Below are 17,832 nucleotides of genomic sequence, written 5' to 3'. Positions count from 1 at the left end.
CCGCGCATCTGGCATCGAGAGCGGCGGACCCTGCGGCTAAACAGGCAGGCCGACGGGTTTGTGCAACAGCGCGGTAAACCAGAAACAGCTTCCGGCGCCGGCCTGGCTCTCGACGCCAATCGCACCACCCATCAGTACGGACAGGTGCCTGCTTATGACCAGTCCGAGTCCCGTTCCGCCATATTTTCGCGTCGAGGAGCCGTCTGCCTGCGCGAAAGCCTCGAAAATTCCATTCTTGTCCTCGGGTGAAATTCCGATGCCGGTATCCGCAACCTCGAAGCGAAGCAGAATGTCTGTCGGGGTCTCCGATACGGCCGACATGCGGACATTGACACTGCCCTGGGCGGTGAATTTGATCGCATTCTCCACCAGATTCTGAAGTATCTGTTCCAGTCTTGCGGGATCGCCCCGAACGGTTTTATCGTCCAGCTCCGGCGATAGCTCCATGATGAGCGCCAACCCCTTTGCCTTTGCGTCCTCGCCGAACAGGCTCCGGATGTTCGCGAGAACACTGCCTGGAGTGAAGTTGGCCGGCTCCAGCGTCAGCTGCTCGGCTTCGAGCGAAGCGATGTCAAGGACATTGTTGATGATGGAGAGCAGGTGCTGGGCAGATTGCCTGGCCTTGCCAAGCTGATCGATTGCCCTGGGATCGGTAATTCGGCGCAACGCCAGATCGGTCATGCCCATGATGCCGTTCATGGGGGTTCGCAGTTCATGGCTCATGTTCGCAAGGAAAATCGTCTTGGCCCGGTTGGCGGCTTCGGCGGCGTCACGGGCGGTGACAAGTTCAGCAGTGCGGGCGAGGACGAGCTCCTCAAGATGATGGCGGTGCTGCTCGACTTCTTTGCGCAGTCGCTCGCGTTCCAGCAGGTTGCGGATGCGCTGCCGTGCGGTGCTCACCTTGATCGGCTTGGTCAGGTAGTCCGCCGCACCCCGGGCAAGCCCGGCACTCTCGGCCTCATCGTCCGTCAGTGCGGTGACAAAGATCACCGGGATCATGTGCAGATGTGGGTCGGCCATGATCCGCCGGCAGGTTTCGTAACCATCCATCTCCGGCATCATCACATCGAGCAGAATCAGATCGGGGAGTGTTTTCCGGGCCAGAGCGAGTCCCATGGAGCCCGAAGTCGCAATCTGCAATTCGAAGTCGGATTCCAGTGCCGCTCCGAGCGTGCCCAGATTCGCCGGCGTGTCGTCGATAACCAGGATTTTGGGGCGTGGGTCGCTCATGATGCCTTTTCTTCCCAGCCGTGGGCTGTCACTATGCTGCACATGCGCTGATGTGCGGCGTCAAAACGGAATTCCTCCAGCAGCCGCGCCACCTCGTCGATCTCGGCGGCTGCATCGGTTTCCGCAACGGCGTGCTGCAGGGCTCTGAACCGGTTCACCGCATCAAACTTGTTCTCGACCAGCAAGGGTTCAAGTTCCCGCCACAAGGCGACGATGTCGGCAACATCAACCGCTTTTCGCGTCGGCGCGGACGAGGGAATCAATAGCGGTTCCTCCCGTTTGGCAGGCAACCACTTGCCCAGCGTTTCGATCAGCATATCGAATGCGATCGGCTTCGGAAGGAAGTCATCCATACCCGCCGCCAGGCAACGCTGGCGATCTTCGTCGAAGGCATCGGCCGTCAGGGCAATGATCGCATGGTGTGGTCGGTCCTTCGCGGCCTCCCATTGCCTGATCCGCGTGGTCGCGACATAGCCGTTCATGACCGGCATCTGCAGGTCCATCAGGATCAGGTCGATTGCCTCGCCGCTGGTCACCACATCCACACCCCGCTGACCGTCTTCGGCTATAACCACGGCCAGGCCCAGCCTTTTCAGCAGGGCCTCGATGACCTTGCGGTTGGTCAGGTTATCTTCGACGACGAGTACCCGACCTGAATATTGCGGGGGTGAATCCACGTGGCGTGGCTCGTGGCCCTGCGCCTTCGGCTCGCCGATGGCTTCCGATCCTGCGACCACCGGACGGACACGAACGCGGAACCAGAATCGCGAGCCTTGTCCGGCTTCGCTCTCGACGCCGACGTCACCCCCCATCAACCGGGCCAGGCCATACACGATCGACAGACCGAGTCCCGTACCGCCGAATTGGCGCGTGGTTGAACTGTCGGTTTGCGAGAAAGGCTTGAACAGAAGCTCCTGTTTGTCTGCCGCTATGCCAATTCCGGTGTCGGCGACACTGAATTCGAGCACCGCTCCCTGAATGTTGCGATCAACCTCGCGTGCGCGGATGCGAACATGACCCCGCGCCGTGAACTTGATGGCATTACCCACCAGATTGGACAACATCTGGCGCAGGCGCTGCGGGTCGCCCTGGTAGCGTTGGCCGTTGGCATCGAACCCGTCGCTTTCGAGTCGCAGCGCCTTGTTGTCCGCTGCCTGGACGAACAAGGCCATGGTTTCCTGGATGATCTGCGCGGGATCGAAGGCCGTTGTCTCCAGCTCGATCTTGCCCGCTTCCACTTTCGACAGGTCGAGAATGTCGTTGAGCAGGGCAAGCAGCGTTTGCCCTGAACCGAGGACGGTCCGCGCATAGTCGAGGCGTTCAGCATCCGTGAGCTTCGGCGCCAGCAGCAGTTGCGCCATGCCGAGAATTCCGTTCATCGGGGTGCGGATCTCGTGGCTCATCGTCGCCAGGAAGCGGCTCTTGGCAATATTGGCAGCTTCGGCCGCGGCCTGCGATTCTTTCAATGCCTCGGTACGTTCCGCAACTTTGCGCTCAAGCGTTGCTTCGGAAGCCTGGAGCGTCCTGATCATGAAATTGAAGGCGCTGGCGAGGTGGCCCACCTCGCCCGTTTCAACGCTCGGGACTTCGATACTCAGATCTCCCGAATCGGCGATGACGTGTGCTGCATCCGTCAATTTTGCCAACGGCGCGATCAATTGTTGCGAGACCCGGCGTGCCCAGAACGCGACCAGGAGCACCAGCAACAAACTGCCCAAACCATAGCCGAGGACGAGAGGAATCAGCTTGTCCTGAAAAGGGGATAGATGCTTATAGGTCGCCACCTCGATCGGAAATGGGACGGCATCCGGCCTGTTCTTGAACAGTCGTGTTCGCGCCGTGTCGGAACCATCACCGGGTGTTTCATTAACATTTATGTCAACGAGGTTGGCCAAATCACCGGTCCGCAGCAGCGCGACTCCGTCAAGCTCGAAGTCTCTCGGAACATCGCGCAAGACCTCATTCAGATCAAGCTGGGTTACCACGACACCTTCAACGGTACTGGTGTAAGTGAAGACGACCCCTTGATAGATAGTCCATGAAAGATGTCCATTCTCGTGCGTCACCAATTCCCTCTGAGTCCTTCCGGTGGCGATGACCTCTTTGAATAATGGCGAACTTGCGCGGCAGTCTGATAGTGCGGTCCGCATTCCAGCCAGGCGCTGGCCATTGATGTCACACAGGGCCAATCCGCTGCTCGCGGAGACGGGAAACCTGTAGTTCTCAAGAAAAGGGACGACGTAGGTGTCGCGCCCCTTTGAATCGAGGAGGGCCGTGGTGAACATCGGATTCCTTGAAAGATCGATCACGGCACTCTCGACCGTATTGATCGTTCCTTCAACGCGCTCCGCCAGTCGCCAGGCTTTTTCCTGGAGGCTTGACCGGAGCGTGGCGTGTTCGACCGAGAAGATCACAATCAGTGAAATCAGTGCGACCACCAGGCTGCTGCCAATGGCAATCAGCCCCGCACGCAGCGCAAACGAATTTGCAAGACTGCGATCGTTCCATTGCCGCAATGCCTTGAGGTTCACGGAAGAGCCGTTCAGTGCCTGATCTTGATGACGGGCTCGATGGCGCCATCATCGGCGAACCGCGCCATGAATGCTTCATTGACGGTGAGCGCATCGTGGCGCTTTGCGGTAAATGGCTTGTCGAGTTGCCGCACGAGCCCCTGGTATGGACCGAGATTTTCCATGGCGTTGCGTACTGCCTGTCGATCCGTACTCCTGGCCTGTTTGATGGCCCTGGCCAGCAGATGCACCAAATCGTAGGCATGCGCGACACCCACCGGTGAAACCACCTTGCGAGGATCGTCGCTTCCGGTGACTGATTTCAAGCCGGTCAGGACGCGCCTTGCGATCGGATCGGACTTGCCCAGGAAGGAGTAGGTTTGCACGACCGTCAGGTCAATGGCCTTCAAGGCCGTCCCGGATTGCTCGAAGAACTGCCCCCCCGTCAGGCCCCAGTGCGCGATGATCGGCAAGCGTTGTTCCTTCGGCATCCTGGACATTTCCCTGGTCAGAATTACGGCTTCCCGGTCGTTGGCGACGAATATGAGCGCTTCCGCCCCCGTTTTGCGCACCGCGTCATAGCGTTCAGCCATGATTGTTCCCGAGTCCCCCCAGTTGTACCATTGAGTGGCTGCAATTTCCTGGTGCGTGTCCGTGGTCGCCGTTTTTTCGGCAGCCTTCAGACTGCTGCGTCCCCACTCCGTATTGGGCAGAAGAATGCCGACCTTGCGAATCCCCATCTTGAGGGCGTGACGCATCATTACCTGTAGAGCCCATGAATCCCTCAGCGACAGGCGAAACACATAGTTGGGCGAATAGTCGTTCTCGGTAATCGGATCGGCAGCCGCCCATGGGTCCAGCATCGGCATTTTGAGGCGGTGGATCTCAGGCAGCAATTCGACCACGACCGGACTGTAGCGGCCGCACATTACGGCGACGACATCAGGGTCGGCCGCAAGCTCCCGGATATTGTTCAGAGAGCGCGCAGGAACCGCACGGTTATCCCGCTCGATTATTTCCAGCTTGCGTCCCAGCACACCGCCCGCGGAATTGATCTCATTGACGGCCACTTGAGCACCAGTGCGAACCGCCTGGGCTGACGTGCTGTGGGGGATGCCGAATTCGGCGTCGATCGCAATCTTGATATTTCCCGCCGCGAACGCCGTGGCACGCGCGGCGATAAAGATTACGAAAAGGATGAGGGCTCTGAAACGGGATCGGCCTGTCATGACAAATTGCTCCACGGTTTGGATTGAAGCTACCGGATTGAATCCCGATGGCGCGCGCCTTGCTCCACGGTCGCCGTTGAAGACCGCCCAAATTAACAGGATATCCAGATTGATGCACTGCGGAACTGATTCAGATCAACCGGCGAGCAAGCGAATTGCGGCGCCGTCCCGCCATCCGCTACGGCGAGGATCCGCAGCGGCGAGGAGAGCGCATTTTGCTCGACCGCCCTGCTGCGCAGGGGCTTGATCAGAGCGTCTTTTGCTCGGCCGCCTTGTAGCGCAGTTGTTTCATCAGCGCCGACTTTCGGGATGCGACGAAACTCAGGCGACAGCTTTACCCGCTTCCCAGGCCTCGATCGCCTTGCGCAGCTTCTCCGGCAGCGGGCGCGATTTTTTTGTTTCCGGATCGGCATTGACATAGACCATCTCGCCGCTGACCAGGCGTTCGCCGTCGCGGAAGATGGCCATTTCGAAGGTCATGCTGGAGTTGCCCAGCTTGGCGGCGCGCGCGCAGATGTCGATGAACTCGTCGTAGCGCGCCGAGGCGTGGTAGTTGATCACGCTGCGCACCGCGAACAGGTCGCCGCCGGTGCCGGCAATGCCTTCCGGGTAGGGCAGGCCGATGGCGCGCCAGTATTCGGTGATGCCGATGTCGAAGTAGCTCAGGTAGTGGCCGTTGAAGACGATGTTCTGCGGATCGACTTCGGCCCAGCGCACGCGCAGGGTGTGGCGCAGGCGGAAGGCGGCGAGTTCGGACGGTGCGTGCATCTTCAGGTCTCCTCGGTGAGCAGCGACACGCCGAGCAGGGCGCGGCGCTTGAGCCAGGGACTGGGGCGGTAACGCGGGTCGCCGTAGAACTGCTGCATGTTTTCCAGCACGGCCAGCACGTTCCTCGCGCCCAATGCGTCGCCGAATGCCAGCGGCCCCCTGGGATAGCCCAGGCCGAGGCTCACCGCGCGGTCGATGTCGGCCGGGCTGGCGACGCGCTGCTGGGCGATGTCGCAACCGATGTTGACGATGCAGGCGACGATGCGCTGGGCGACGAAGCCGGCACTGTCGCGGATCACGCTGACGGCGGTGCCGTCGACGGCAAACAGGGCGTGCGCGGCATCGCGCATGGCGGCCGTGGTCAGCGGCGTGGTCATCAGGGTGCGCCGTTTCGTTGTGCCGGCGGCGAGTCCGAACAGGCCGTCGATGGCCACCGTGCGTTGCGGGTCGAGCCCCTGCATCAGGCAGCTGGTGGTGGCGTCGCCGCCCAGCGGGGTGACGATGCATAGGGCCTCGGGGCCGGGATCGTGGTCGATCTCGACCGTTACGCCGGCGGCGGCCACGATGTCGCGCAGAACCTCGGCCCATTCCGGATGGGTCTGGCTGATCCAGACGCTGGCGGGTTTACCGGCCGGCACCGATGCCACGGGCATCGCCGCGGCGGTGCCGTTGGCGTAGGCATAAAAGCCGCGCCCGGTCTTGCGCCCCAGCAGTCCACCCGCCAGCCGTTGCGCGGCGATTGCCGAGGGCCGGTAGCGCGGTTCCTGGTAGTACTGGTTGTAGATCGATTCCATGACCGGCTGCGAGACGTCGAGCCCGGTGAGGTCAAGCAGTTCGAAGGGTCCCATGCGGAAGCCGGCGGCCTCGCGCATGATGCGGTCGATTTCGTGGAATTCGGCGACGCTTTCGCCGAGGACGCGCAGCGCTTCGGTGACGAAGCCGCGCCCGGCATGATTGACGATGAAGCCCGGCGTGTCGCGGGCGCCGACCGCGGTGTGGCCCATGCGGCGACCCAGCGCCAGCAGTGCTTCCGACACCCAGGGCGCGGTGACCAGGCCGTCGATGACCTCGACGATTTTCATCAGCGGCACGGGGTTGAAGAAGTGGAAGCCGCCGACGCGCTCGGGGCGTTTGCAGGCGGCGGCAATCGAAGTCACCGAGAGCGACGAGGTATTGGTGGCGAGTATGCAGTCCGCGGCGATGATGTCTTCCAGCTGCTGGAACAGGGCTTTCTTGACGTCGAGGTTTTCGACGATGGCCTCGACGACGACCTGCGCCGACGCCATGGCGTCCAGTTTGGGCACGACTTCAAGTTTGGCCGATGCGGCGGCGAGCGCCTCGGCGGAGATCTTGCCCTTTTCGGCGAGCTTGCCCAGCGTGGCGATCACCGTTTCGCGCGCGCTGGTCGCCGCGCCGTGCAGCGCGTCGAACAGCAGCACGCGGATGCCGGCCTGCGCAGCGATCTGGGCAATGCCGCGGCCCATGGCGCCGGTGCCGACGATGCCGATGCACAGGGAAGGCGACTGGATGTCGACGGGCATGACGAGTTCTCCTGGGAGTTGATGCGCCCGGCGTGGCTGCGATGCCGGCCGGGCCGGGAGGGCCGCTCAGCGACCTACCAGAGCCTTCCACCACGGCTCGGCGCGGTTGAGGCCGCGTGCGTAGTACTCGCTCTTGGGGAAATTCTTGCGCATGACGCGTTCGGTATCGTCGCGCAGGTCGTTCATGCCCAGCTTGTCGTAGGCCTTGATCATGATGAACAGCGCCTCCTCGTTGGCCGGCGCGTCGGGGTAGGTCTTGATCGCGGTCTGCGCGCGATTCACCGCGGCGACATAGGCTTCGCGCTTCATGTAGTAGCGGGCGACATGCACTTCGTGCGAAGCCAGCGCATTGACCAGGTACTTCATGCGCGCCGTGGCGTCGGGCGTGTATTTGCTCTCGGGGTATTTGTTGACCAGCACCTTGAAGGCATCGAAGGAATCGCGCGCCGCCTTGGGGTCGCGCTCGGTGAGGTCCTGCATGCTGACGTAGCCGAGCAGGCCGAGGTCTTCGTTGAAGTTGGCGAGGCCCTTCAGGTAGTAGGCGTAGTCGACGTTGGGATGGTTCGGATGCAGGCGGATGAAGCGGTCGCAGGCGGCAATGGCGGAGGCCGGTTCCTGCTGGCGGAAATAGGCGTAGGCAACTTCGAGCTGCGCCTGCTGCGCATAGCGGCCGTAGGGGAAGCGCGCTTCGAGCTTTTCGAAATACTTGATGGCCTTGTCGTAGGCGCCGTCGGCCATGGAGCTTTTGGCCTCGCTGTAGAGCCTGTTGGGCGACCAGCCGGAGGTTTCGTCGATCTCGTCGGGCAGCAGGCCGCAACCGCCAAGCAGGGTCGTGCCGAGGCTGGCACCGATGACCAGAATGGGGGCGAGCGCCCGCAGGAATGCCGCTAAACTACGCATGGTGAAAACCTCGCATGAACATCCGGTCGATTATAGCCGAAGCCCCTGCCCGCCCCGGACGGTCCAGGTCCCCGCGGACTGCGCCGGCTGGCGCCTCGACGCGACGCTGGCCACACTCTTTCCCGAACACTCGCGCAGCCGCCTGCAAGGCTGGCTCAAGGCCGGGCTGATCCGCCTCGACGGCGGCGCGGCGGAGGGGAAACGCAAGGTGTATGGCGGCGAGCGCATCGATTTCGATGCCGACATTGCCGTCGCGCCAGCGCCGTCCGCAGGGGATACCGTGTCCGGCTTCGCCGGACACATAACTCTTGCCAACGCCGCCGAGGACATCGGGCTCGTCGTGGTGTTCGAGGACGAACACCTGATCGTGATCGACAAGCCGGCCGGCCTGGTGGTGCACCCGGGCAACGGCAACGCCTCGGGCACCATGATGAACGCGCTGTTGCACCACGCGCCGCAACTCGCCGGCATCCCCCGCGCCGGCATCGTGCATCGGCTCGACAAGGACACCAGCGGCCTGCTGGTGGTGGCGAAGACACTGACTGCGCAGACCGACCTGGTGCGCCAGATGCAGGCGCGTTCGGTGAAGCGGCATTACCTCGCCCTGGCGCTGGGCACGGTCGAGCGCGACGGCACCGTCGATGCGCCTCTCGGGCGCCATGCCGTGCAGCGCACCAAGATGGCCATCGTGCGCGCCGGCGGCAAGGAGGCGCGCACGCACTATGCGGTGCTCGAACGCTTCGCCAAAGCGACGCTGCTCGAATGCCGGCTGGAGACCGGGCGCACACACCAGATCCGCGTCCATCTGGCGTCGATCAAGCATCCCCTGGCCGGCGATGCCACGTATGGCAAAACGAAGAGCGGCGATGCGCGGCTCGATGCGTTTCCGCGTCAGGCGCTGCATGCCTGGCGGCTGGCCCTGGTGCATCCGGCAACCGGCGCGGAAATGGCCTGGGAATCGCCGCTGCCGGCCGATTTTTCGCAGCTTCTGGATGAGTTGCGGCGTGGCTAGCTTCATTCTTCCCGAGTGGCCCGCGCCGCAAGGCGTGCGCGCGCTGGCGACGACGCGCAATGGCGGCATGAGCGGCGCGCCGTGGCACGGTTTCAATCTCGGCGACCATGTCGGCGACGACCCCGCCGCCGTGGCGGCGAACCGCGCGCTGCTGCGCCGCGAATTGCCCGCCGAGCCGTTGTGGCTGACCCAGGTGCATGGCACGCGCTGCGTCGATGCGGCAACGGCTGCGCCCGGCGTCGAAGCCGATGCCAGCTTCACCCGGGAGCGCGGCGTGGTCTGCGCCGTGCTCACCGCCGATTGCCTGCCGGTGCTGCTCTGCGACGATCAGGCGAGCGTGGTCGGCATCGCGCACGCCGGCTGGCGCGGACTCGCGGCCGGCGTGATTGAAGCGACGGTGGCCGCGATGGGCGAGCCGGGTGAGCGTTTGATGGCGTGGCTCGGCCCCGCGATCGGGCCGCAGGCCTTCGAAGTCGGCGGCGAGGTTCGCGATCAGTTCATCGCTCACGATGCGCAGGCGGTGAGTGCGTTCAAGCCGGCTACCGAAGGAAAGTGGCTGTGCGACATTTGCCAATTGGCGCGGCAGCGACTCAATGCGCTGGGGATTCGCCGTACCGCCAGCGCCGACTTATGTACCGTGGGTAGCGCAGAGCAATTCTTTTCCTATCGCCGCGACGGCGTTACCGGGCGCATGGCCAGCCTGATCTGGCTGGAATAGCACCTATAATCCCCGGCCCATGTCGGTACTTTCCTGGATCATTCTCATGTCGCTGGTCGGCGGCGCGCTCAGCGTTCTCGCCGCCGCGGCATTCGCGCTGACGGCGCGGGTGCAGTGGGTGTCGCTGCTGATCAGCTATGCCATCGGCGCACTGCTCGGCGCGTCTTTCCTCGAAGTGCTGCCGCATGCCATTACCGCCAGCGGCGATGCGGCGACCACCACGGCGACGGTGCTGGGCGGCATCCTGGCCTTCTTTGTCCTGGAAAAGCTGGTGCTCTGGCGCCATTGCCACATCGAGGCCTGCGAAGGGCACGAACCGGTGGTGCATGTGCACGGCCACGGGCATCACGATGCCCACGACCACGGCCGCAGCGGACTGATGATCCTGGTCGGCGACACCTTCCACAACTTTGTCGATGGCGTGTTGATCGCGGCGGCCTTCATGGAAGACGTGCGCCTGGGCATTGTCACCGCGCTGGCGATGATCGCCCACGAGATTCCGCAGGAAGTGGGCGACTTCGTGATCCTGCTGCATTCGGGTTATTCGAGGGGCCGTGCCCTGGCCTTCAACCTCCTGTCGAGCCTGGCGACGCTGGTCGGCGCGCTGCTGGCCTATGTGGCGCTGGGCCAGGTGCAGAGCGCCGTGCCGGTGCTGCTGGCGCTGGCGGCGGCGAGCATGATCTACGTCGCCGTGGCCGATCTGATTCCGGGCCTGCACAAGCGCACAGAAATCCGCGCCACGGTGCAGCAGGTGCTATTGATCGCGGCGGGCATCGGCACCATCGTCCTGACCCACCACGTCGTCGACCATCTCGCGGGCTAGGCGCTTGCGCCTGCGCTGCGGCGTGCCGAACAGCCAGAGCAGCAGGGCCAGCGGCGCAAGGCCGTAGAAGACAAACGTCAACACGCCGGCGGTAAGATTCTCTTCCGTGGCCGCCATCAGCAGGGTGACGTAGAGCCACCCGATTGCGATTACATACATGGGCCGATTCTACGGACAAGGAAGGCGTTTGCCTTGCTTGACACCGCAAATTGTGCAGTGCAAAATCGAATCCGTTTCCAGGAGCTCCGGATGCCCTCAACCCCCGATCAGAATGCCGCGCTGCAAGCCATGTTTCAGGCTGGCGGTGCCATGGCGCAAGGATTCAACAAGTTCCTCGCCGAGCAGCAACAGCAGCTGTCCGCGGCGGCGCCCGCCGGTACCAATCCAGCGGCGTGGGCCGCCGAGTCGGAAGCGATGAAGGCCTTGCAGCAGGAGTGGATGGAGCGTCACGCCAAGCTCTGGCAAGGCATGCTGGGCAAGGCACCCGACCAGCCGGCCCCCCAGGTCGCGAGCCCCGCACCCGGCGACAAGCGCTTCGATCATCCGGCCTGGGCCGAGAGCCCGGTCTATGACTACCTGCGCCAGGCCTACCTGATCAACGCCGAGTACATGAAGCGCATGGCCGAAGCGGCCCCCGTGACCGACGGCCAGGCGAAGAACCGCATGCGCTTCATGACGCGGCAGATGGTGGACGCGATGGCGCCGTCCAATTTCCTCGCCACCAATCCGGAGTTCGTCAAGAAGGCTCTTGAAACCAAGGGCGAAAGCATCCAGAAGGGCATCCAGAACCTGCTCGGCGACCTCGACAAGGGCCGCATCTCGATGACCGACGACAGCGCCTTCGAAGTCGGCCGCAATCTGGCCGTTACGCCCGGCGCGGTGGTGTTCGAAAACGAGCTGATGCAGCTGATCCAGTATTCGCCGACGACCGAAAAGGTTTCGGAGCGGCCCTTCCTGATGGTGCCGCCCTGCATCAACAAGTACTACATCCTCGACCTGCAACCCGAAAATTCGCTGGTGCGCTATGCGGTGGAGCAGGGCAACACGGTGTTCCTGGTTTCCTGGCGCAACGTGCAGGCCGATTGCGGGCACCTGACCTGGGACGACTACATCGAGAAGGGCGCGCTGACCGCGATCAAGACCGTGCAGGACATCTGCAAGGTGAAGCAGATCAACGCGCTGGGCTTCTGCGTCGGCGGCACCATCCTCGGCGCCGCGCTATCCGTGGCGCGCATACGCGGCGAAAACCCGGTCGCGTCGCTCACGCTGCTGACCACGCTGCTGGATTTTTCCGACACCGGCGAGATCGGCTATTTCGTCGACGAGAAAGCGGTGCAGGCGCGCGAAGCCACCATCGGCAAGGGCGGCCTGTTGCGCGGCAGCGAACTCGCCACGGTGTTTTCGGCGCTGCGCGCCAACGACCTGATCTGGCAGTACGTGGTCGGCAATTACCTCAAGGGCAACACGCCGCCGGCTTTCGACCTGCTCTACTGGAACGCCGACGCGACCAACCTGCCCGGCCCCTTCCTCGCCTGGTATCTGCGCAACCTGTATCTCGAAAACAACCTGCGGGTACCCGGCAAGCTGGAGATGTGCGGCGTCAAGGCAGACCTCGGACGGGTGGACATGCCCGCCTTCCTCTACGCCAGCCGCGAAGACCACATCGTGCCGTGGAAGACCTCCTACCAGACGCGCAGCCTGCTCGGCGGCGAAACCACCTTTGTCCTCGGTGCTTCGGGACACATTGCCGGCGTCATCAATCCGGCGACCAAGAACAAGCGCAACTACTGGGTCAACGACAGCAAGACCGCCAATGCCGATGAATGGTTCGAGACCGCGACCGAGCAGCCCGGCAGCTGGTGGCCGGTGTGGGCGAAGTGGCTCAAGAGCCACGGCGGCAAGGAAGTCCCGGCGCGTGGAAAGCTCGGCAGCAAGGCCTGTCCGCCCGGCGAGCCGGCTCCCGGGCGTTACGTGAAGGAAAAGGCATAATCAAAAACGGATGTCGGCGCGGGGCGCCGCTTCCGGTCTGGCAATGCAAGCCCCATCCCGACAATAAAGTGAGAGGAGAAGCAAAATGCTACGAGTTGCACTGGTAACTGGCGGAATGGGCGGTCTGGGCGAGGCGATCTGTATCAAGCTGGCGGCGCTCGGCTACAAGGTGGTGACGACATACAGCCCCAGCAACACCAAGGCGCACGAATGGCTGCGCACCATGAACGACATGGGCTACGGCTTCAAGGCCTACCCCTGCGACGTGGGCGACTTCGACTCCTGCAAGGCCTGCGTCGAGCAGGTGAGCAAGGACGTCGGCGCGGTGGAAGTGCTGGTGAACAATGCCGGCATCACGCGCGACATGACCTTCAAGAAGATGACCAAGGCCGACTGGGACGCGGTGATCCACACCAACCTCGACTCCTGCTTCAACATGACCAAGCAGGTCATGGACGGCATGATGGAACGCGGCTGGGGCCGGGTCATCAACATCTCCTCGGTGAACGGCCAGAAGGGCGCGTTTGGCCAGACCAACTATTCGGCGGCCAAGGCCGGCATGCACGGTTTCACCAAGGCGCTGGCCCTCGAAGTGGCGAAAAAGGGCGTCACCGTGAATACCATTTCGCCGGGCTACATCGGCACCAAGATGGTCATGGCGATCCCGCAGGAAGTTCTGGAAAGCAAGATCCTGCCGCAGATTCCGCAGTCGCGCCTGGGCAAGCCGGAAGAAGTCGCCGGCCTGGTGGCCTACCTGTCATCCGAAGAAGCCGCGTTTGTCACCGGCGCCAATATTTCGATCAACGGCGGTCAGCACATGTACTGATCGTCACCGGGCGCAGGGCGGGGCTTGCAGCCCGCCCTGCGCCCGCGCAAGGTTTTTTTTACGTATCAAAGGGAGTACAAGAAATGACAAAGAGAATTGCATTGGTAACGGGCGCGATGGGCGGCCTGGGCACGGCGATCTGCAAGGCGCTGTCGCAGAGCGGCATGACGGTGGTGGCGAACTGCCTGCCGAACTTTCCGCCGAAGGACGAATGGCTGGCGAACATGAAGGCGGAAGGTTTCAATTTCATCGTCGCCGAGGCGGATGTCACCGACTACGAAGGTTGCGCCGCGATGGTGAAGAAGATCGAAGCGGAAGTCGGTCCGATCGACGTGCTGGTGAACAACGCCGGCATTACCCGCGACTCCGTGTTCAAGAAAATGGACAAGGGCCAGTGGGATGCCGTGTTGTCCACCAACCTCGATTCCGTGTTCAACGTCACCCACCAGGTGCTGGCCGGCATGGCCGACCGCGGCTGGGGCCGCGTCATCAACATGTCGTCGGTGAATGGCATCAAGGGCCAGTTCGGCCAGGCCAACTATTCGGCCGCCAAGGCCGGCATCCTCGGCTTCACGCGCGCCATCGCCGCCGAAGTGGCGAAGAAGGGTGTCACCGTCAACGCCATCGCCCCCGGCTACATCGGCACGGACATGGTCATGGCGATCAAGCAGGAAGTGCGCGACTCGATCGTGGCGACCATTCCTGTCGGCCGCCTGGGCAAGCCGGAAGAAATCGGCGCGCTGTGCGCCTATCTGGTGTCCGACCTCGCCGGTTACATGACGGGCGCGACGCTGAACATCAACGGCGGCTTGCATTACTGCTGATACAGGCATGAACGGCTCCCGCTGCGGCGGGGGTCGTTGCAGTTTGGGATTGCCTGCCCTTGTATTAAAATGGTTTTTTCGGAGGGGAACACAATGGCCGGACAGAGCCGATTGATCAAGAAATATCCGAATCGCCGCCTGTATGACACGCGGACCAGTACCTACATCACGCTGGCCGATATCAAGCAGCTGGTGCTGGCGCACGAGTCCTTTCAGGTCGTCGACGCCAAGTCCGGCGACGATTTGACGCGGGCCATCCTGTTGCAGGTCATTCTTGAAGAAGAAGCCGGCGGCGCGCCGATGTTCTCCTCGGAACTGCTGTCGCAGATGATCCGTTTCTACGGCAATGCGATGCAGGGCATGATGGGCAGCTACATCGAGAACAACATCAGGTCCTTCACCGAGGTGCAGGCCAAGCTCAAGGAGCAGGCCGCCTCGATGTACGGCGAAAATGCCGGCGACAGCCAGGACCTGTGGGCGCAGTTCCTCAAGTTCCAGGGACCCGCCATGCAGCACATGATGGGCACCTACGTCGAACAGAGCCAGAAGATGTTCCAGCAGATGCAGGACACCATGCAGGAACAGACGCGCAAGATATTCCCGGGCATTTACCCCAAGCCGGAAGAAAAGTCCGAAAAGAAGTGACGCGACGCAAAGCCAAGACGCCGACAGTCGGCTTTGTGTCACTGGGCTGTCCCAAGGCGGCGTCCGACGCGGAACAGATCCTCACCCGGCTGCGCGCCGAGGGTTACGAAATCTCCGGCAGCCATGACGGCGCCGATCTCGTGGTGGTCAATACCTGCGGCTTCATCGATGCGGCCGTCGAGGAATCGCTCGATGCCATCGGCGAGGCCCTGGCCGAAAACGGCAAGGTGATCGTCACCGGCTGCCTCGGCGCGAAGAAGGATGCGGCAGGCAAGGACATCGTGCGCGCCGTGCATCCGAAAGTGCTGGCCGTCACCGGGCCGCATGCGATGCCCGAAGTCATGGCGGCCGTGCACCAGCATCTGCCGCCGCTGCATGATCCCTTCGTCGATCTGGTGCCGCCACAGGGCATCCGCCTGACGCCCGACCACTACGCTTACCTCAAGATTTCCGAAGGCTGCAACCATCGCTGCAGCTTCTGCATCATTCCCTCGCTGCGCGGCGACCTCGTCTCACGGCCGATCGGCGAGGTGCTGCGCGAAGCCGAAGTGCTGGCCGAGTCCGGCGTCAAGGAACTGCTGGTGATCTCGCAGGACACCAGCGCCTACGGCGTCGATGTGAAATACCGCACCGGCTTCTGGGGTGGCAAGCCGGTCAAGACGCGGCTGTTCGAGCTGTGCAGCGAACTCGGCAAGCTGGGCATCTGGGTGCGCCTGCATTACGTCTATCCCTATCCCAGCGTCGACGACCTGATTCCGCTGATGGCCGAAGGCAAAATCCTGCCTTACCTCGATGCCCCCTTCCAGCATGCCAGCTCGCGCATCCTCAAGCTGATGAAGCGCCCGGCGTCCGCCGAGAAGGTGCTCGACCGCATCGCCGCCTGGCGCAGGGAAGTGCCCGACCTGGCGATCCGCTCCACCTTCATCACCGGCTTTCCCGGCGAGACCGAGGCCGAGTTCAACGAGTTGCTGGATTTCCTCGACGAGGCCCAGCTCGATCGCGTCGGCGCCTTCTCCTATTCGCCCGTCGCAGGCGCCGCGGCCAACGACTTGCCCGGCGCCTTGCCCGAGGAAGTCCGCGAGGAGCGCAAGGCGCGCCTGCTGCGGCATCAGGAAGACATTTCCACGCAACGCCTCGAACGCAAGATCGGCCGCCGCATCAAGGTGCTGGTCGACGACATCGACGAAGAGGGCGCCATCGCCCGCTCGGAGGGCGACGCGCCGGATGTCGATGGCCTCGTGTACATCACTGACGGCCACGACCTCGAAATCGGCGAGTTTGCCGAGGTCAATGTCATCGACTGCGACGTGCACGACCTTTATGCCCAGCTGAGTGCCACGGTCGCCGTATCGTGAGCGCCGACTTTCATCGCGAACTGGGGCTCATCATCGGCGCGTCGCGCGTGCTCGTCGCCGCCGACGATGTCGCGCCCTTCTGCACCGACTGGCGCGGCCGCTATTCGGGCAACGCCTTGTGCGTGGCGCTGCCCGGCAGCACGGAAGAAGTTGCCGCCGTGGTGCGCGCCTGTGTCGCTGCCGGCGTGGCCGTCGTGCCGCAGGGCGGCAACACCGGCTTGTGCGGCGGCGCAACGCCGACGGGCGGCGAAGTGGTGGTCAGCCTGCGACGCATGAACCGCATCCGCGCCGTCGATGCCGACAACAATTCGATCACGGTCGAGGCGGGCTGCACGCTGCATGCGGTGCAGGAGGCCGCGCGCGAGGCGGATCGCCTGTTCCCGCTGTCGCTGGCGGCCGAGGGCAGTGCCACGATCGGCGGCAACCTGTCCACCAACGCCGGCGGCGTGCAGGTGCTGCGCTACGGCAATGCCCGCGAACTGACGCTGGGCCTCGAAGTGGTGCTGGCCGACGGCCGCATCTGGAACGGCCTGCGCGCCCTGCGAAAGGACAACACCGGCTACGACCTCAAACATCTGTTCATCGGCGCCGAAGGCACGCTGGGCCTGATCACGGCGGCGACGCTGAAGCTGTTTCCGCGACCGCGAACGCATGCCACCGCCTGGGTCGCCGTGCCCGATCCCGCATCGGCGGTGCGCCTGCTCGGACGCCTGCGCGACGCGGCCGGCGACAACGTGACGGCCTTTGAGATCGTCGGCCGCCCGGCCCTCGAACTCGTGCTGCGACACATTCCGAACGCGCGCGATCCGCTGCTCGGCAAACCTGCCTGGCAGGTGCTGATCGAACTCGGCGGATCGAGTGACATGGGCGGCGATTTGTCGGCAACGCTGGAACGGGCGCTGGAGGCGGCCGCCGAAGACGGCATCGTGAACGATGCCGTGCTGGCCACCAGCGAGGCGCAGACGGCCGCGTTGTGGGCCTTGCGCGAAAACGTTTCCGAGGCGCAGAAGATCGAGGGCATCTCGATCAAGCACGACATCGCGGTGCCTGTCTCGTGCATCGCCGAATTCATCGCCCGCGCCGATGCGGCCTTGCGGGCCGCCTTCCCCGAGGTGCGCATCGTCTGCTTCGGCCACATCGGCGATGGCAACCTGCACTACAACCAGTCCAGGTCCGATGCGCAGTCGAACGACGAATTCATTGCGCAGACCGGGGCGGTCAATCGCATCGTGCATGACCTGGTACATGGGCTCGGCGGTTCGATTTCCGCCGAACATGGCTTGGGGCAATTGAAGCGGGAAGAGGTGCTGCGCTACAAGAGCCAGACCGAGATGGACCTGATGCGGGCGGTAAAACAGGCCCTGGATCCGCGTGGTTTGATGAATCCCGGAAAACTCTTGTCGAAAGTCGGCGCGGGGGCTTTACATGCCGACCCCGCCTCCCTATAATGCGCGCTCTCTTG

The 17,832-nt window shown here is 63.3% G+C and carries 16 protein-coding genes; 9 read left to right on the top strand and 7 right to left on the bottom strand.

The features are described from left to right. Positions 1–36 precede the first annotated feature (36 nt). The 6 genes from SUTH_RS13215 to SUTH_RS13190 all read right to left on the bottom strand — a co-directional run bounded on the left by SUTH_RS13215 (position 37) and on the right by SUTH_RS13190 (position 8,178). Positions 37–1,230 (bottom strand): hybrid sensor histidine kinase/response regulator, encoded by a 1,194-nt coding sequence (locus SUTH_RS13215; protein WP_052473634.1) that lies wholly within the window; start codon positions 1,228–1,230, stop codon positions 37–39. Next, positions 1,227–3,761, bottom strand: a complete 2,535-nt coding sequence (locus tag SUTH_RS18595) for an ATP-binding protein (RefSeq protein WP_052473633.1) — start codon at positions 3,759–3,761, stop codon at positions 1,227–1,229. The genes SUTH_RS13215 and SUTH_RS18595 overlap by 4 nt, the downstream gene beginning before the upstream one ends. A gap of 11 nt (positions 3,762–3,772) precedes the next feature. Beyond that, on the bottom strand, positions 3,773–4,969 hold the full coding sequence (locus tag SUTH_RS13205) for an ABC transporter substrate-binding protein (RefSeq protein WP_052473632.1): 1,197 nt from the start codon (positions 4,967–4,969) through the stop codon (positions 3,773–3,775). A 321-nt stretch (positions 4,970–5,290) separates the two neighbouring features. Continuing rightward, on the bottom strand, positions 5,291–5,737 hold the full coding sequence (locus SUTH_RS13200) for an acyl-CoA thioesterase (protein WP_041099848.1): 447 nt from the start codon (positions 5,735–5,737) through the stop codon (positions 5,291–5,293). A 2-nt stretch (positions 5,738–5,739) separates the two neighbouring features. Next, positions 5,740–7,278 carry a 3-hydroxyacyl-CoA dehydrogenase gene (locus SUTH_RS13195; RefSeq protein ID WP_041099845.1) on the bottom strand — a complete coding sequence of 513 codons (1,539 nt, stop codon included), beginning with the start codon at positions 7,276–7,278 and terminating at the stop codon, positions 5,740–5,742. A 66-nt stretch (positions 7,279–7,344) separates the two neighbouring features. Next, on the bottom strand, positions 7,345–8,178 hold the full coding sequence (locus SUTH_RS13190) for an outer membrane protein assembly factor BamD (protein WP_084207402.1): 834 nt from the start codon (positions 8,176–8,178) through the stop codon (positions 7,345–7,347). Between SUTH_RS13190 and SUTH_RS13185 the strand changes: the two genes are divergently transcribed. From SUTH_RS13185 to SUTH_RS13175, 3 genes are read left to right on the top strand one after another with little or no spacing between them, the layout of a single operon-like run. Beyond that, entirely contained in the window at positions 8,177–9,190 is a 1,014-nt protein-coding gene (locus SUTH_RS13185) for an RluA family pseudouridine synthase (protein WP_041099843.1), read from the top strand. The two genes, SUTH_RS13190 and SUTH_RS13185, sit on opposite strands and share 2 nt — an antisense overlap. Next, on the top strand, positions 9,183–9,908 hold the full coding sequence (gene pgeF / locus SUTH_RS13180; RefSeq protein WP_408054953.1) for a peptidoglycan editing factor PgeF: 726 nt from the start codon (positions 9,183–9,185) through the stop codon (positions 9,906–9,908). The genes SUTH_RS13185 and pgeF overlap by 8 nt, the downstream gene beginning before the upstream one ends. Before the next feature lie 19 nt (positions 9,909–9,927). Further along, positions 9,928–10,731 (top strand): ZIP family metal transporter, encoded by an 804-nt coding sequence (locus tag SUTH_RS13175; protein ID WP_041099840.1) that lies wholly within the window; start codon positions 9,928–9,930, stop codon positions 10,729–10,731. Here the strand turns inward: SUTH_RS13175 and SUTH_RS13170 are convergent. Then, entirely contained in the window at positions 10,663–10,890 is a 228-nt protein-coding gene (locus tag SUTH_RS13170; RefSeq protein ID WP_041099838.1) for a hypothetical protein, read from the bottom strand. The two genes, SUTH_RS13175 and SUTH_RS13170, sit on opposite strands and share 69 nt — an antisense overlap. A gap of 90 nt (positions 10,891–10,980) precedes the next feature. Here SUTH_RS13170 and SUTH_RS13165 point away from each other — a divergent pair, with 90 nt between their 5' ends. From SUTH_RS13165 to SUTH_RS13140, 6 genes are all read left to right on the top strand, one after another. Beyond that, positions 10,981–12,720, top strand: a complete 1,740-nt coding sequence (locus SUTH_RS13165) for a PHA/PHB synthase family protein (protein WP_041099836.1) — start codon at positions 10,981–10,983, stop codon at positions 12,718–12,720. A gap of 85 nt (positions 12,721–12,805) precedes the next feature. Next, complete coding sequence (phbB, locus tag SUTH_RS13160; protein WP_041099834.1) at positions 12,806–13,546, top strand: acetoacetyl-CoA reductase; 741 nt, start codon at positions 12,806–12,808, stop codon at positions 13,544–13,546. An 83-nt stretch (positions 13,547–13,629) separates the two neighbouring features. Continuing rightward, positions 13,630–14,370 carry a beta-ketoacyl-ACP reductase gene (gene phbB / locus SUTH_RS13155; RefSeq protein WP_041099832.1) on the top strand — a complete coding sequence of 247 codons (741 nt, stop codon included), beginning with the start codon at positions 13,630–13,632 and terminating at the stop codon, positions 14,368–14,370. Positions 14,371–14,463: 93 nt separating this feature from the next. Then, the gene (phaR, locus tag SUTH_RS13150; protein WP_041099830.1) at positions 14,464–15,015 is read left to right on the top strand and encodes a polyhydroxyalkanoate synthesis repressor PhaR; all 552 of its coding nucleotides are present in this window, start codon (positions 14,464–14,466) and stop codon (positions 15,013–15,015) included. Further along, entirely contained in the window at positions 15,012–16,370 is a 1,359-nt protein-coding gene (rimO, locus tag SUTH_RS13145; protein ID WP_041099828.1) for a 30S ribosomal protein S12 methylthiotransferase RimO, read from the top strand. The genes phaR and rimO overlap by 4 nt, the downstream gene beginning before the upstream one ends. Further along, entirely contained in the window at positions 16,367–17,818 is a 1,452-nt protein-coding gene (locus SUTH_RS13140; protein ID WP_041099826.1) for an FAD-binding oxidoreductase, read from the top strand. The genes rimO and SUTH_RS13140 overlap by 4 nt, the downstream gene beginning before the upstream one ends. Positions 17,819–17,832: the final 14 nt, after the last annotated feature.

The organism is Sulfuritalea hydrogenivorans sk43H (assembly GCF_000828635.1).
Lineage (GTDB): Bacteria > Pseudomonadota > Gammaproteobacteria > Burkholderiales > Rhodocyclaceae > Sulfuritalea > Sulfuritalea hydrogenivorans.
This window is presented reverse-complemented; position numbering and strand designations above follow the sequence as displayed.